The following is a 15,684-nucleotide window of genomic DNA, read 5'->3' on the forward strand; positions in this document are numbered from 1 at the left end:
GGCGCATTGAAGGCGACCAAGATACCTTTCGCTCGGAAGGGGGCTGATCACTTCCTCTCAATCCTCCACGGTCAAGGTCCCGTGCATGTCCGAGAAGTAGGTGCAGTGGAACGCGTAGGACCCTGGTTCCTCGGGCGCTGTGAGACGTGCGACTTCGTTCTCGTTGACAATGACGTCGAACAACCCTGGTGTATCAGACGTAACGGAATGCTCGTCATCAGTGTTGTTGCGGACCGTGACAGTTTGACCCGGCATCACGGGGGCCGGTGTGGAGTATTCGAAGCCGTTGATCACAATTTCCGCTGCCTGTGCGTTTGCAGCGGTCACTCCCATCTCGGCAGAGTGATTGCCGTGGGAATCGGTGCTGGTGTCACCACACCCGATCAAGGCAAATGTCGACAGGAACAGCGCCGCGATTGCGGCGACGATCCTTCTCATGGGTACCGCCTCCTGGTCGAATCCCCCCGTCATCCCCCAATGCGATGATTACCCCTGGGCACAGGCACCAAACGGCGAGGAGATCATTGGTGACATTCGACGTACTCGCATTGGTTGCTTTCGCCGGGCTACTCGGGCCGCTGCTGGCGGCACGCGAAGGCTGGCATATCCCGGTAGTCGTAGGCGAGTTGGCGGCAGGTGTCATTCTCGGGGTCACCGGATTCGGATTGCTCGATGCGACTGACCACACTTTCACGTTCATGGCCGATATCGGTTTTGCGTTGACGATGTTGGTGGCAGGCTCGCACGTCCCCGTTCGCGATCCTGCGGTTCGGTCGGCGATGGGTAAGGGCGCGGTCCGCGCAGTGATGGTCGGGGTTCTGGCCGCTGTCGCCGGGTACGCGGTGGCATCGGTTTTCGATACCGGTCACGCCTTTCTGTACGCGGTGCTCATAGCGTCTTCGTCTGCAGCACTTATTCTTCCGATCGTAGATTCACTCGCACTTGGTGGAACATCCGTTCTGCAGATGACGGCACAGATCGCCATCGCCGACACGGCATGCATCGTGGCGGTGCCGCTCGTAATCGATCCCGGTAACGCGGTGCGTGCGGGGCTCGGTGCATTCGCCGTCATCGCCGCTGCGGTCGTGCTCTATTTCGGGCTCCGGTCATTCCACCGTTCCGGAGCATGGCGGCGGCTCCACAAGTTCTCGGAGAAGCGTAAGTTCGCCCTCGAACTGCGGATCAATCTGGTGATCCTGTTCTCTCTGGCGGCGCTGGCAACAACCACTCACGTCTCCGTCATGCTCGCGGGCTTTGCTTTCGGTTTGGTCCTTGCGGCGATCGGTGAGCCCCGGCGCCTGGCGAAACAGCTCTTCGCCGTCACGGATGGCTTTTTTGCGCCGCTGTTCTTCGTGTGGCTCGGCGCTTCCATCAATCTTCGGGACCTCGTCAGCAATCCGTCGTCCATCTGGCTCGGTGTGTCTTTAGGCATGGCAACGCTCGTAGTGCATGCCGTGGTTCGGGTAATGGGTTTACCTCTTCCGCTCGGCATATTGTCTGCTGCGCAGCTCGGTGTTCCCGTTGCCGCGGTAACAGTTGGCTCGCAGCTCGGCGTGCTCGGCGACGGTGAGCCTGCAGCAATTCTGCTTGGCGCGATGATCACCGTCGGTGCCGCGACATTGGCCGGTGCAAGTGCGGCACGGTCGGGTCGATTACTGGCAGGGAAACGGTAAAACCTTCATCGCTGCGACCTATTTTCGGTTCTCACGAAAACATGCACAAAGTCAGTTCCCCGAAGTATTCATGCACTTGATCCCCGCGACTCTCCGAACAAATCAACCTGGTGATTGTTAGTTTTTCTTCGCTGGAATTCAATGCCAAAATAGGTGTCATGCGCACCCCTGTCCATCTTCCAACAGGGGGTAACTCATGGAATTTGCTCAATGAGTGGTACCACGAGGAGCACGACTACGAATGGATGAAACGCCAGCGCTCCAGCCGCGCGATTCAGCCTCTCTGTCGCGCCTTGCTCGGCATCATGTCGATGATCTTCGGTCTTACCGCGCTCGTTAAACTCGTCGGGCCCGACGCGCCGCCGACAACACTCGGGAAATACCTGGGGGCGATCGTGGTCGTCAGTTGTTTTGTCATCGCGGGACTTTGGTTCACTCGCCCCTTCCCCGGACGGCGTGGACTTATCGCCTTTGCAATTTTTGCCGATATCGGTCTGGCTGGGGCGGTTCTCATGGTGACTGATCGCGATTCAGCGACTTTCGGGTGTATCGCCTTTGCCGTGAGCGGTACTTACGCGACATTGTTCGTCAGCGCTAAATGGCTTCTGGGACACGTAGCCTGGGCTACCGGCGTCAGCATCATCGTTTTTGTTCTTGCTTTCGGTGCGGGAACAGTCGACCACGGCACACTCCTTGCCCGCGCATTGGTCCTCTTTGCCGCAGTAACCCTTCTCCCGATCTTCTCGCATCTGACGTGGCGCATGATGTATCGAGATGCCCGCGAATCGGACCACGACCCCCTGACCGGTCTATTCAACCGTCGTGGACTCGACGCTGCGGTTACGGTTCTGTTCGATCAGGCCCGCGATGATGCGTGGTGTCTTGCATTCATCGTGGTCGACATCGACAAGTTCAAGTTGGTCAACGATGTACACGGGCACCCCGCAGGCGATCGGGTAATCCAGAGAACAGCCAACCGACTCAGCGCTCACCTCGGTCAACGGGCCGTAGTCGGTCGAGTCGGCGGTGAAGAGTACCTCGCAGTCATAGCGGGGCCACCCGAGATGATCATTACGTTGACCGAAGGCATTGTTCCGGCACTCTCCGATTACCCGGACCCGATACACACAACGGTGAGCGTCGGAGTGGCGATCATGCCAACCGAGTCAAAAGCATGGACGGGTGGATCGTCAGCAATCTCGGTTGCGTCGAACGTCGCCGATTCGATGATGTACCAGGCGAAGGCTGCCGGAGGAAACGGCGTCCGAACCACCAGTATCTGAGCTGAAACTGCACTGAGGGACTGATTGCCATGCCTTCCCGAACTTGAATGCGAGAATGAACCACATGTCCAGTTCGGAAAGCGTGCGTTCGAGGAACACCTCGTGGCGCACGCTCAAGGAATGGTTCGACGAACCACACGATTACGAGTGGATAAGTAACCAACGATCAAGTCGCGCTATCGCGCCGATCTTCCGTGGCCTGCTTGGCGTAATGACTGCCATCCTCGGATCGGGCGCATTCTTCAAATTGATCGGACCCGATGCACCGACAGCCAGTGCCGGCAAATTCCTGTCGGTCTGCATGGTCATCGGATCGCTTATCGTCATGACCTGTTGGTTCACGCTGCCATTTCCCGGTAGACGCGGACTGCTCGCATTCGGCATATTCGCCGACCTCGGAATCGCGTCGGCAATTCTTCTTGTCCCCGACCGCGACTCGGCATTGTTCGGGTGCATCATCTTTGCGATAAGCGGTACCTTCGCAACGCTGTTCGTCAGTGCGAGATGGCTTATGACGCACGTAATCTTTGCAACGTCGATCACCACCCTCATCCTCGTGCTCGCCTATCAACAAGGAACCGTCGACCCCACGACCATCGCGGCCCGAGCCACCGTTCTACTTGGAGCCGTGACCATCGTGCCGATTTTCTCGCATTTGACGTGGCGAACCCTCTACCGCGATGCCCGCGATTCCGATCGTGATCCTTTGACCGGACTGTTCAACCGCCGCGGCCTCGACGCTGCGGTCATCGATTTGTTCGATTCGGCCCGGGTACAGGAAAAATGCCTGGCATTCATAGTCGTCGACATCGACAAATTCAAAATGGTCAACGATCTTCACGGGCATTCCGAGGGCGACCAAGTAATTATTCGCACTGCCAACCGCTTGAAGACGCATATAGGAGATCAGGGCGTCGTAGGGCGGGTGGGCGGCGAAGAGTACCTGGCTGTCATTTCAGGATGTCACGAAGAAATTGGCACGTTGATCGACGGCATCACTTCTGCAATTTCGGATCATTCCGATCTCGTCCCGACCACCGTGAGCGTCGGGGCAGTGATAATGCCGGCGGGGTCGAAGGCCTGGACCGGTGGATCGTCCGCAATATCTGTGGCATCGAATGTCGCGGACTCGATGATGTATCAAGCGAAAGCCGCCGGAGGAAACAGTTTGAGGGCTACGGAAATCTGAAGAATGGATGAATATGGCTGCCTGATTCAGTCTTCGTTGCGGCAAAATATTCTTCCAAATTCGCCGCATCCAGGGGCTTGCTGATGTAAAAGCCCTGAACAAGTTGGCACCGCGCGGCTTGAACACGTCGCAATTGCACTGCCGTTTCGACGCCTTCAGCCAACGACTTCATCCCTAGTGTTCCGGCAAGTTCGACCACCGATTGCACCACCGCCATCGGCTGGTCGGCACAGTCGACGATAAACACGCGGTCGATCTTGAGGACGTCGATGGGCAGCCTCTGCAAAGTCGCGAAAGACGAGTATCCGGTACCGAAATCATCCAGAGCTACGGTGACCCCCAGCTCGCGCAATCGGTGCAGATCTGCGACAGCCCGATCGTCGACGACCCCGGTTTCGGTAATTTCGACCTGCAACAAATGCGGTTCGAGTCCGGTGGTTCTCAATACATCGACAACGGTGGCAAGAAAGCCCGTGGACACCAGCTGAACGGATGAGACGTTGACGGTGACCGCGATGCCGTCTGGCCAATTCGCGGCAGCCGTACAGGCAAGCTCCAAGGCCCGCGCCCCGAGGGGAATGATCATCCCGGTTTCTTCAGCCACTCCGATGAACTGGCGTGGTCCGAGCTGACCTCGCACAGGATGGTTCCACCGAATCAATGCCTCGAACGCCACCACCTGACCGGTCACCGCGTCTACCTGGGGCTGATAGTGAAGTTCGAATTGGTCGGCCGCGATTCCACGGGCGAGCTCCTGTTGAGCGGTGGCGCGCTCCGATGCCCGCGCCCGCAGCGCCGGGGAGAATCGGCCCACCCGGTTACGTCCTGTCGACTTGGCCTCGTACAAGGCAAGATCAGCGAGCATGACCAATTCGTCGACGTCGGCGGAGTCATTCGGGTTGGTCGCGAAGCCGATGGTCGCGCGTACCTCGATCCGGTTGCCGTCGACGAAGAACGGATCGTGCAGGACGTCGAGGTATCGTTCGAATGCGCCTCGCTCGCTCTGGCCTGCGGGCATCCGGGCGATGAATCCGAACTCGTCACCACCCATGCGCGCGCACACATCCGAATCCGCTACGGCGCACAGTCGCTCGGTGACCGCGAGCAGCAACCCGTCTCCCACCGGATGTCCCAGCGTGTCGTTGACGGATTTGAAGTTGTCGAGGTCGAGGATCGCGACGTGCACCTGGCCTTCGTCACGGTCCGCGATTGCCTGCTCCAGCGCTTGTCCGAATGCTCGCCGGTTGGGCAGTCCCGTCAGGGCGTCGGTCTCCGCCTGCCGCAAAATATCCTGCTCGCGGACGTACCACTCGGTGATGTCGGAACCGACGCCGCGCCATCCGAGCATTTCACCATCCTCGCGGATTCGTGGCTTTGCGGAGAGCGACCACCAACGGCAAACGCCGTCGACGCGGACTGACACCACCAGATCGCCGAAGGGCACCTGGCGTTCGAACTTGTCGACCAACAGATCAACTGCCTTCCGGCCCTCCGCGCTGGAGGTGATGGCAAGTTGGTCGAGCATCTGATCGAAAGTCCTGTCCTGTAGCTCGCCAACCGCTAACCCCGTTACCTCGGCGAACCGGGGCGACGTGTGGGTGAAGCGTCCCGCAGCGTCGACTTCCCACAGCCAGTCGCGTGATCCACCTTCGAATCCGTCGAGCAACAAGGCCACTGTCTGACGTTCCGATTCGGCTTGCATCTCGGCGAGCCACCTCCGCTTGAACGACGCGGACAGATACAGCGCACCGATTGTGAGTGCAAACGTGTAGATCACCAGTTGAAGCATCAAGACCGAGAGATACGGCTTCGTGTGGGACAGGAAGATGATGAACAACCCAACACCGTGGATATATATCCAGGTCAGACTGGCTGAACGAAGCGTATAGAAATTGATGGTTCCGGCGCCCATGAGACCGGCCATTGTCGCGATCAGGATCACGTCATCGGTTGCCGTCTCGGAAAACAGCAGCGCGAACAGAACGACGTCGAGGACTCCGAGAACTACAACCTCGAACATCAGACCGATGTAGTCCCGGCGAACAGATCGTTGCGCTCGTTTCTGGCGCAACGAGACCCACGTGTAAGTCGAGTTCAGGAAGACAAGAAGAATCGCCACCGCGCCGACCCAGCGAATCAGGTGCTGCTCCGGAGGAATGACAAACACGAGCACCGAACTGATGCCGGCCATGATGGCAAAGTTCGCCAACGGTGCGACGGTGACGGCCTCGTCTACCTGGCGGCGGAAGAAGTCGCTGCGCTCGGATTCCGGCAATGCGGCCCGGCGACTTGTTTGTCGGACAGAACTCAACATTCAGGTGGCCTGAGACCGTGGCGGATCGCAGCCGGACGCTGGTGTCCGGGCATCGGTTCCTCCTTTGTCGCCATACCGATCGGATTGCCGGTTGAATGGAGCTTTCCAGACTTTTTGGCTGTTTCTTCGCTCGACGTTAGCCGACTGCGAGTTTCCAGTTCCCGAAGATCGCCATTTCTCGACGTGAACGACGCAAAGCAGTTGTCAGTCGGAGGCAGGAATTCCGTTCGTTCGATCGTCGGACCCGACCGGTATCCGCGGAATCCGGCCGGTCGCGAACAGCGCCGCGACGGCAAGGAACGCTGCGACGGCAAAAGCAACACGCAGAGCTTCGAGTCTGGCCTCGGAATTGACGTCGACGATCGCCGCAGAAGTCTGCTCGTTCACGCCGGCCTGCGCCAAGGAGTCTTGAAGTTGGGTGGTCGAGAGGAATGGAACACCGGACACCATATTCGTCGTGGCTTGTTGCTGTACCGCTGCTGGAACAGCCGGATTGTCCTCGATCCCGGCAATTGCCGACGTTGTCAATGTTGCGATCAGCACCGAACCGATCAACGCCGTTCCCAGTGACGCACCGAGGTTGGTTGCAGTGTTCTGTAATCCACCTACTTCTGCGCTCTTGTCGTCCGGCAGCGCCGACACCGTGACGGCTCCGAGTTGTGACGACAGCGCCCCCAAACCGAACCCCAGGAACAACATCGGAACCATCACGATCGCGGCATTTGCGCCCGGATCCATCCCGGCAACCAACAACAGGATGCCGACAATCATCGACAACAACCCGATGCGGACGACGCGACGGGGATTCGCCGTCGGCCGGAGCTTCGGAATTCCGATCGCGGCCAGTACCAGGGCTGCCGACAACGGCAGGATTCGCACCCCGGTCTCGAGTGCGCTCAGTTCGAGAACCACGGACAGGAAAAGCGGCACCGCAAAAAACACGCCCGCTTGAACGAGGAATTGGGCAAAGAACATCGAAAGCCCACCTGTCAGTTGCCGATTCCTCAGCATGTCCGGATCGACAAGTGGTTCCTTGCCTACACTGACCAACCACGCTTCCCAGCGGAGGAAGCCGTAGACAACCAACATCCCACCGAGCAACAGCCACACGACCGGCGACATCCCCAGCATCTCCGGCCCTTGGGGTTTGGCCTGCAACCAACCCCATTCACTCGAACGCAGAACACCGAAAACGATCATGCCGAGGCCTGCCACTGACAATAGGGAACCCACACCGTCGAGATGACCCTTGGTGGGGGCAACATCGGCAACCTTTCGCAACACCAACAAGATCGCAACTACAAGGACGACCTCGCCGAGGAAGACATACCGCCACGACGCGAAAGTCGTGACAGCGCCACCGATCAGTGGTCCGACGGCAACTGCCATCGCTCCGGCGGCCGCTACCAATCCGTATGCGGCCGGTCGCTTTTCCGCCGAAAAGTTTGATGCCACCAGCGCCACGATCGCCGGCATGATCAATGCCGCACCGATCCCCTCGAGGAGCGACCATCCGATCAGCAACACGGCAAGATTGGGCGCGATCGCCGTCGTGAACGACCCGACCCCGTAGATGACCAGCCCCAACCCGAAGGCCCGCCGCCGGCCGATCATCGAACCGACTTTGCTGCCCGTGATCATCAGGGTCGCCATCACCAGGGTGTACAGCGTGATAGCGGTTTGGATACCGGTAATTGTGGTCCCGACATCCGCGGCCACGGTCGCCATCGAGACGTTCATGACCGAACTGTCGAGAGTCATCAAGAATTGGCCACATGCCAACACTGCGAGGACCAAACCAGAACCTGCTTGTGTTGCCGATGTCTGCGCACGGGTCATCGCGAGGGAATACCCGAACATGTGTTCTTTCAAGCAGGGCGATTTTTGTCTGCCCACGCACCGACGTCGCCGCGCTCCAACGCCACCGCGAGTAACTCCGGGAACTTGTCCGGCGTACACGCAAAAGCAGGAATGCCCAGCCCGCCCAAAGCTGCGGCGTTGTCGTGATCGAACGAGGGTGCACCGTCGTCGGAGAGCGCCAGCAAGACCACCACCTGAACGCCGGCCGCTTTCATCGCGGCCATGCGCCGAAGCATCTCGTTGCGAATTCCGCCCTCGTACAGATCGGAGATGAGCACGAACATCGACTCGGACGGCCGTGAGATCAACGACTGGCTATAGGCGATCGCTCGGTTGATGTCGGTGCCGCCACCCAACTGAGTTCCGAACAGCACGTCCACCGGATCCGCTAATTTCTCCGTCAGATCAACCACCGCGGTGTCGAAGACCACCAGCGACGTCTTCAGCGCGCGCATCGACGCCAGGACTGCGCCGAATACCGAGGCATAGACAACACTGGACGCCATCGAACCCGATTGATCGATGGCCAGTACCACGTCACGTTGTACGGCCGTGGATTTCCGTCCGTAGCCGATCAGTCGTTCCGGCACCACAGTGCGATACTCGGGCAGGTAATTCTTCAAGTTCGCCGCGATGGTGCGGTTCCAATCGATGTCTCGCAGCTTCGGATTGGACGTCCGGGCAGCACGATTGAGCGCCCCGGTCACCGCTGCTCTGGTCTTCTGAGCAATGCGCTCCTCCACTTCGCGCACCACCTTGCCCACCACCATCCGGGCGGTGGCCTTGCTGGCTTCCGGCATCACCTGGTTGAGGCTGAGCAGGGTGCCCACCAAGTGCACATCAGGTTCGACGGCATCGAGCAGTTCCGGTTCCAGCAGCAGGTGCGTCAGTCCGAGTCGTTCTATCGCGTCCTTCTGCATCACCTGAACCACGGTGCTGGGAAAGTAGGTACGGATATCGCCGAGCCACCGTGCAACTTTTGGCGCCGACGCACCCAACCCCGCTGAGCGCCGAGTTCCCTTCGTTGGCTTCGAACTGTCGTAGAGAGCGGCCAGAGCGGCATCCATCTGCGAGTCTCCCGGCAAGCCGAGTCCGCCCGTCGACTCCTCTGCGGATTCACCCAGCATCAAGCGCCATCGCCGCAGCCGCTGCTCGTCTTCGCTCATGCGTTGACCCCCAAGATATCCGAAACGACAGCCATCGCTGCCCGGCCACGTCGTGCATCGGTCTCGACTGAGGTCTCGGTGACACGGCCACCGCGCACGGCCTGTCCGATCGCGCGCCGCTCCCCCGCCTCGAATGCACCGAACGTCCGGCGCAGCAACGGGAGGGTGTCGATGAAATCCTGCTCACGCAGCTGCCCAACCCAACTGTCGATCAAGTCCAGTAGCGCTCGATCGTGCACCAGGACCAGCCCACCGCCGCCGAGGAAACCGTCGACCCACCCTGCCTTGTCCACTGGCGCGCTACCGATGGACAGCGCCCGTGACAACCGCTGCGCCGCATCGAATTCCGAAATCGATCCGGCATCACGGAGCAATCGGACCATCCGACCCGTCAGAATCCCGTTGACGTCGTCACGGTCGATGAGACCTGAGACCACCTTCAGCCATCGCACGATGGACTCCGGATGGTCGCGCATCAACACGGCCGCGTGCACCTTGTCGAGATGATCACGGAACTCTTCGGCGCTCGCGTCGTCAAGTCCGGTAACCGCCACCGGCAGGCCGGTGCAGATTCGAACCAACAGTCCGTCGGCAACTTCCGTCAGAGCAGATACGTCGGTACCGCGCACGTCACCGTAGCGCAGGGTGCGTGTGAGTATCGGCAGCGCTGCCATCAGATGTGTTACGTCATGATCAAGAGCTGCAACAGTTTTGACACTCGTCAGCACCCGGGTCAGCGCGTCCGGAAGATCAGCGAGGAGGCACTGTTCCAAGAGTTCGATCAGCGCAGCGAGCGCAATATCGGGTGCCTGAACTCGTGCCTCGATTTTGGCCGCAGCTCCGACCGATACCGTTGTTCCCCACAGCGATGCCTCGATCACCGACACCGCAAATTCCGGCTTCCATTGCAATGCCCACGTTTCCCGGAAGGTACCCGTAGAACGCACTTCGTCCTCCGCCGGCACACCCCAGTCGATATCGAGGAGAGCCAACCTGTGCAGGAATCGTGAACGCTCGACGTCGATGTCGCGGCGCAAGTCCAGATCAAGGTTCTTCGCGCCCGCCTGTTGCTTGAGACGCAGCGTTTTTGCCCTGGCCCGCAAGTCTGCTTCCAGCGGAACCGTCGGAGTTTCTTCAGGCACTTCACCCAAAGACTCACCGACCACCAGTTTTCGGGTGATCAGATCGAGCAACACGTCGTTACCGTCGCACATCACCGACCTTGTCGCCTCTGTCACTTCCGACAAGCCGGCCAGAGGCCGAGAGCGTATGACTGCCAATGCTTCTGCCAGTCTCACCGCTTCGATGACGTGTGCACTCGAGATCGGCAGATCTTCGGCGCGAAGCACCCGGGCAACCTTGGTCAGCCAGCGGGCAACAGTCTTGTCCTGCGCTGTGAACAGGTGGTGATACCAACCCGGCGAGGTGATCCCCGCGCCGTACCCCGATACGGATGCCAGTCGCGAATGCGTCCAGGGAACCCACGTCAACGACGTCTTGATCTTGGTCATTCCCTTGAGGATTCGAGCATCCACCGAAGCGGGACCGAGCGGGCCCACCAACGCGGGCGCATGCCACGCACCGCACACGACGGCCACTCGCTGCGCGCCGTCCTTGAGTGTTTTTCGCAGCACCTGACGCATGTACGCCTCACGGTGCGCCGTCTCCTCGTCAATCGGAACGGTCTCCCGAAGTGCCGCCATCGCATCGGTGATCGCATCGAAGACATCCGAGCTACCTGTACCCGAGTTGGATTCGATGACGGAATCCCACCAACGCTCGGTATCGTCGTAACCTGCAGCCGCGGCCAACTCGGCCAGCGGGTCTCCTTCACGCGTGCTCAGTTCACGCTGATCCGCCAACATATTGTGCGCCGGTAGGTCGCAGAAACGGGCCTGCACACCGTTTTTCGCGGCCCAGTCAAGTGCCTGCCACTCTGGTGAGAACACCGCAAACGGCCAAAATGCGGCCTTCGACGGTTCGCCCGTCGCATACGCCAACAGGGCAACCGGTGGCGACATGGTTTCCGATGCCGCCAGCATTACCAGTGGATCTGCATCCGATGGACCTTCGATCAGGACAACTTCCGGAGCAAACTCCTCCAACCCGCGCCGAACGGCACGCGCCGAACCCGGCCCGTGATGACGGATCCCGAAAACTCGGACCCTGCTGTCCTGCATGGCAAATGTCACCCGGTGACCTCGCGGCAGGCCCGGTAGAAGTCGGACCAGTCGCCTCGTTCACGCACCACGGCCTCTAGGTATTCGTTCCACACCACGCTGTCCGCTACCGGGTCCTTGATCACCGTGCCGAGAATCCCGGCCGCTACGTCTGATGCGCGCAGGACACCGTCACCGAAGTGCGCGGACAACGCCAAGCCGTTGGTGACCACCGAAATCGCCTCTGCTGTTGACAGCGTCCCGGATGGGGACTTCAGCTTTGTCCGACCATCTGCCGTGGTGCCGGAACGCAATTCGCGAAATACCGTGACGACTCGACGAATTTCCTCAGCCGCTGCCGGAACGAGTGGCAACTCCAGCGCCACACCCAATTGTTCGACCCGCCGCGCCACAATGGCCACCTCGTCTTCCTCGCTGGCAGGCAGAGGCAGAACGACGGTATTGAATCGTCGACGCAATGCGGAGGACAGATCGTTGACACCACGGTCGCGGTCGTTGGCAGTGGCGATGAGGTTGAAGCCCTTGGCCGCCTGCACTTCCATACCCAATTCGGGCACGGGAAGCGTCTTCTCGGACAGAATCGTGATGAGAGCGTCCTGCACGTCGGCCGGGATGCGCGTCAACTCCTCGACTCGAGCGATCTTCCCGGTTTCCATCGCGTTCATCACCGGCGAGGGCACCAACGCGCCAGCGGTAGGGCCTTCGGCGAGCAGACGCGCGTAGTTCCAGCCGTACCGGATGGCTTCTTCGGGTGTGCCGGACGTGCCCTGAACCAAGAGCGTCGACGCCCCCGATATCGCAGCCGAAAGGTGCTCGGACACCCAGGTTTTAGCGGTTCCCGGCACTCCGAGCAAGAGCAGTGCGCGATCGGTCGCGAGCGTCGCGACGGCGACTTCCATCAGCCGACGCGGGCCCACGTACTTGGGAGAAATGACGGTACCGTCCTCGAGAGTGCCGCCCAGTAGGTAGGTGACGACCGCCCAGGGTGAGAGGTTCCACGACGGTGGCCGCGGACGCGTGTCGGCCGCCGCCAGTGCGGCTAACTCATGTGCGTATTCCTGCTCGGCGTGCGGACGCATCAGTGAGGTCGGATCAACAGTGGCACTCATGTGAGCTCCTCGAGCAGTGTCTTGCGGTGGACAATGGCGTTGGCGGTCTTGACAAAAGCTTGCTGCCAGTCGAGATCACGGGCACGTTCCGCAGCTCGGCCGAGCACGGTTACTGCGCTGTACGGGAAACTGGCCTGCGCAAGACGCAGCGACTCGGAGTACTTGTAGCGCGAGAACTCGGCAGATCTGGCCCCGCCATCTGCACGCCTGGCCGCGGCGCGTTCCCACTGCGCCACCACGGAGGCTGTGATGTCGTCCGGCCACGGGCGAGGCAGCGTCTGGAAGATCGCCGCCCGGTCCGGATGCAGGATGTTCGCGTCACCAGTTCCCGACAAGAGGAGATCGGCCAGATCGCGCGGCGGAATCATCGGGAGCAGGCGCCTGTCGGTGGACAGACCACGCGTGCGGAAAATCGCCTGAGCCCATTCCGAGTTATGTTGGAGTACAGTGGCCGTGGACCAGGCGTCGTGAAGGATCGGTTCCCAGGTTCGGTCGAGACTCAGGTTCAGAACTGCCGACGGTTGACCGATCATGTTGTTCCACAAAGACAGTGGAGCTGCACTGATCGCCTGCCGTACGTACTCGGCGCGGTAATCGGTGTGTGGGTTGGGCCGATCCTCGATCCCGTCGCGCTTCGCAGCCGCATCGATTTCTTCGGGGGCCTCGACCACAAGTCGCACACCGGACTGTGTTCGTTCGATCCGCACCCATTCCTGGACGCGCCGAGCCATACGTTCACCGAAAGGCGACTGCGGCAGTCGGGCGAGAACCGTCGCTGCTTCACGCCGGACATCCTTGCGCCTGTCGTCGAGGGCGCGTTCGAGCAAGGGCACGTCATCGGCACTCAATCCGGTGACGAGAGCTGCGACAAACGCTGCTTTGTGTTCTCCCCGTTCCGTTTCCCAGGATTGTGTCAGCTCTTCCGACGCCTGCGCCGGCTCGCTCCGGCGGGTATCGGCCAACCACCGGAGGCGTTCTGCCGGCGTTCCGTGCCGCCACCCGTCGACGCCGCCGCTGCGGTTACGAATCAGCATGGACCACTCGGGATTTCGGGCAGCTAGCCACTGTCCGTGCTCGCCGACGATTCGCAGGATTCTCTCACGGTAGACCTCACTGGCTCGTGCATAGGCCAGTAATTCCGCGACCAGATGATCCGGTGCCCGGAAGTTTCGCTCGAGCGCCAGCGCAAACCACTCGTCGAGTAGCGTCGCCTTGGCGGCCAGCATGGAAAGCAGATGCACAGAAGACGATTCGGGGAGAACCAGCCGCGGGTCGTCCTCCGCGGGCGCAGGCAGGTCGGCAGTGACGGAACCTGCTCCCCCGGCGCGGTAGGCCCTGGCCAGTGCCGTCGCCTCCAGCAGCACGACTGCCGGATCGCCGCCAAGTCGCGTGGCAGCCGAACGGACATCGACCGGGAGATCATCGAAACTCGGTGCTGTACGCGATGTTCCGAGCAGAGCCGCCGACATGAGAGTGCTCACAGTGCCGTCACCTGGCCACTCACGAATACCGAGAATGCCTCGATGTATCGTGCATTCCACGTTCCGCAGACACTCACCGGATACCCGCCGGAGATTCCGAGGAGTGTCCACATCATGCGTGAATCACCTTCTGCCGGCAGCGCTGAACCGGACTTGTCCACCAGAAACCATGATCCGTCGACATATGACGGCGTCACATCGGTGACCACAACCGGCCACGACCGCAACCACGGATCAGCGCTGACTGCGTCGGTGTAGTGCTCCAGCGCCGCCGCAATATTCCCCGGCGGCAGAGTCGTGAACGGCTCCGCGTCACCATGTGTTGCTCCGAGTCGTGCCCGCAGCGCCGCCGCACCGGGATAGAAGTGCAGGTCTGCGTCGACAACATGTCCGACGGGCGGCACGACACCCGAGAAGTTGGGGGAACCGTGGGAGAAGTCGAGCAAAATCGCCCAGCGTCCCGTAGCTCGCCCCCGGAGCCACGTGGTGCGGGTGAAGAGCCGCTTCTCCTCCGTGATGCGTGAACCCATCACCATCCAGAGTTCGCGAACAGCAGGCAGTTCCATCACACTCTCGGTGGACACCGGGTATCCGACGTGCGCTCGCACCGAATCCCGAAGTGGACCGGGAAGTTGGTCCATTCTCTGATGCGCAACAACAAGGAGATGCAGGCGTACGAGTTCACCCAACACCAGTTCGGGCCAGTTCTCCGCCCCGGCCACCGCCCCGGCCAGCGACCGGAGCGCTCCGGCAACCCCCGGCGCCTGCGCGTCGACCATGCGTGCGGCCACTCCGTCGAGCGCTTCCCAGGAGATATCCATCGATGCCAGGCCACCACGTATCTGGTCGGTGATCCACAGGTCCAATTCGACCAATCCGCTTGCCACTCGTTCGGCGCGTTTCTGGGCTGTGGCCGGATCGGCAACTGCCTTGGCGGCAGGTACCGGTTGCTGTGCGGCCTTCCCCTCCCGTTGTGCCAACCACTCCGCAGCGAAGTCGAGCGGTTCCGATGCCACCGGGACGCGTCCGGTCGACCATTCGAGGAGAAGGCCGAGCGCGTGCTTGCACGGGAACTTGCGGCTGGGGCACGAACACTTGTAGGCGGGACCGCTCAGGTCGACTATCGCCTGGTAAGGCTTCGATCCGCTGCCCTGGCACAGTCCCCAGAGGCCGTTCTCGACCTGCCCGGTCTGCGACCACGAACCGGCCAGTTTCTGCGCAGCTGCCAACGAGGAGGCGTCGGGAGCTACCGATGCCACCTGCCCGGCAGTCCACGGCGAAGTCACTCGAACACCGTAGGTCACGCTGCCGACACCACCGCTTTCAGACGCTTCACCAGCACATACACAAAGCTCGAAAAAACTTGTCGGCATGATGTCGAGAATCCGTGGCTTGCTACGTCCCTGTAGTGAAGTGCGACCAGAATGGT

Annotated in this window: 11 protein-coding genes; 3 read left to right on the top strand and 8 right to left on the bottom strand. The window is 60.8% G+C overall.

Going from position 1 to position 15,684, the window contains the following annotated elements:
- Positions 1-57 precede the first annotated feature (57 nt).
- Complete coding sequence (locus EEB13_RS28865; protein ID WP_033233666.1) at positions 58-438, bottom strand: cupredoxin domain-containing protein; 381 nt, start codon at positions 436-438, stop codon at positions 58-60.
- An 89-nt stretch (positions 439-527) separates the two neighbouring features.
- Here EEB13_RS28865 and EEB13_RS28870 point away from each other — a divergent pair, with 89 nt between their 5' ends.
- The 3 genes from EEB13_RS28870 to EEB13_RS28880 all read left to right on the top strand — a co-directional run bounded on the left by EEB13_RS28870 (position 528) and on the right by EEB13_RS28880 (position 4,145).
- Complete coding sequence (locus EEB13_RS28870; protein WP_095887359.1) at positions 528-1,673, top strand: cation:proton antiporter; 1,146 nt, start codon at positions 528-530, stop codon at positions 1,671-1,673.
- Between the two features lie 245 nt (positions 1,674-1,918).
- On the top strand, positions 1,919-2,956 hold the full coding sequence (locus EEB13_RS28875) for a GGDEF domain-containing protein (RefSeq protein WP_230590094.1): 1,038 nt from the start codon (positions 1,919-1,921) through the stop codon (positions 2,954-2,956).
- 64 nt (positions 2,957-3,020) lie between these two features.
- On the top strand, positions 3,021-4,145 hold the full coding sequence (locus EEB13_RS28880; protein ID WP_072782667.1) for a GGDEF domain-containing protein: 1,125 nt from the start codon (positions 3,021-3,023) through the stop codon (positions 4,143-4,145).
- Here EEB13_RS28880 and EEB13_RS28885 read toward each other — a convergent pair.
- The 7 genes from EEB13_RS28885 to EEB13_RS28915 form a co-directional block, all read right to left on the bottom strand.
- On the bottom strand, positions 4,132-6,459 hold the full coding sequence (locus tag EEB13_RS28885; protein ID WP_033233669.1) for a putative bifunctional diguanylate cyclase/phosphodiesterase: 2,328 nt from the start codon (positions 6,457-6,459) through the stop codon (positions 4,132-4,134). The genes EEB13_RS28880 and EEB13_RS28885 overlap by 14 nt on opposite strands.
- Before the next feature lie 204 nt (positions 6,460-6,663).
- Positions 6,664-8,298, bottom strand: a complete 1,635-nt coding sequence (locus tag EEB13_RS28890; protein ID WP_033233869.1) for an MFS transporter — start codon at positions 8,296-8,298, stop codon at positions 6,664-6,666.
- A gap of 29 nt (positions 8,299-8,327) precedes the next feature.
- Positions 8,328-9,485 carry a VWA domain-containing protein gene (locus EEB13_RS28895; protein ID WP_095887360.1) on the bottom strand — a complete coding sequence of 386 codons (1,158 nt, stop codon included), beginning with the start codon at positions 9,483-9,485 and terminating at the stop codon, positions 8,328-8,330.
- Positions 9,482-11,665 carry a DUF5682 family protein gene (locus tag EEB13_RS28900; RefSeq protein WP_181317482.1) on the bottom strand — a complete coding sequence of 728 codons (2,184 nt, stop codon included), beginning with the start codon at positions 11,663-11,665 and terminating at the stop codon, positions 9,482-9,484. Before EEB13_RS28900 ends, EEB13_RS28895 begins: the two co-directional genes overlap by 4 nt.
- Positions 11,666-11,673: 8 nt before the next feature.
- The gene (locus EEB13_RS28905) at positions 11,674-12,774 is read right to left on the bottom strand and encodes an ATP-binding protein (RefSeq protein ID WP_095887362.1); all 1,101 of its coding nucleotides are present in this window, start codon (positions 12,772-12,774) and stop codon (positions 11,674-11,676) included.
- Complete coding sequence (locus tag EEB13_RS28910) at positions 12,771-14,255, bottom strand: DUF5691 domain-containing protein (protein ID WP_141486836.1); 1,485 nt, start codon at positions 14,253-14,255, stop codon at positions 12,771-12,773. Before EEB13_RS28910 ends, EEB13_RS28905 begins: the two co-directional genes overlap by 4 nt.
- The gene (locus EEB13_RS28915; protein ID WP_095888041.1) at positions 14,252-15,541 is read right to left on the bottom strand and encodes an SWIM zinc finger domain-containing protein; all 1,290 of its coding nucleotides are present in this window, start codon (positions 15,539-15,541) and stop codon (positions 14,252-14,254) included. Before EEB13_RS28915 ends, EEB13_RS28910 begins: the two co-directional genes overlap by 4 nt.
- Between the last annotated feature and the right edge of the window lie 143 nt (positions 15,542-15,684).

Source organism: Rhodococcus sp. WS3, from assembly GCF_003797085.1.
Classification (GTDB): Bacteria; Actinomycetota; Actinomycetes; order Mycobacteriales; family Mycobacteriaceae; genus Rhodococcus_F; species Rhodococcus_F globerula.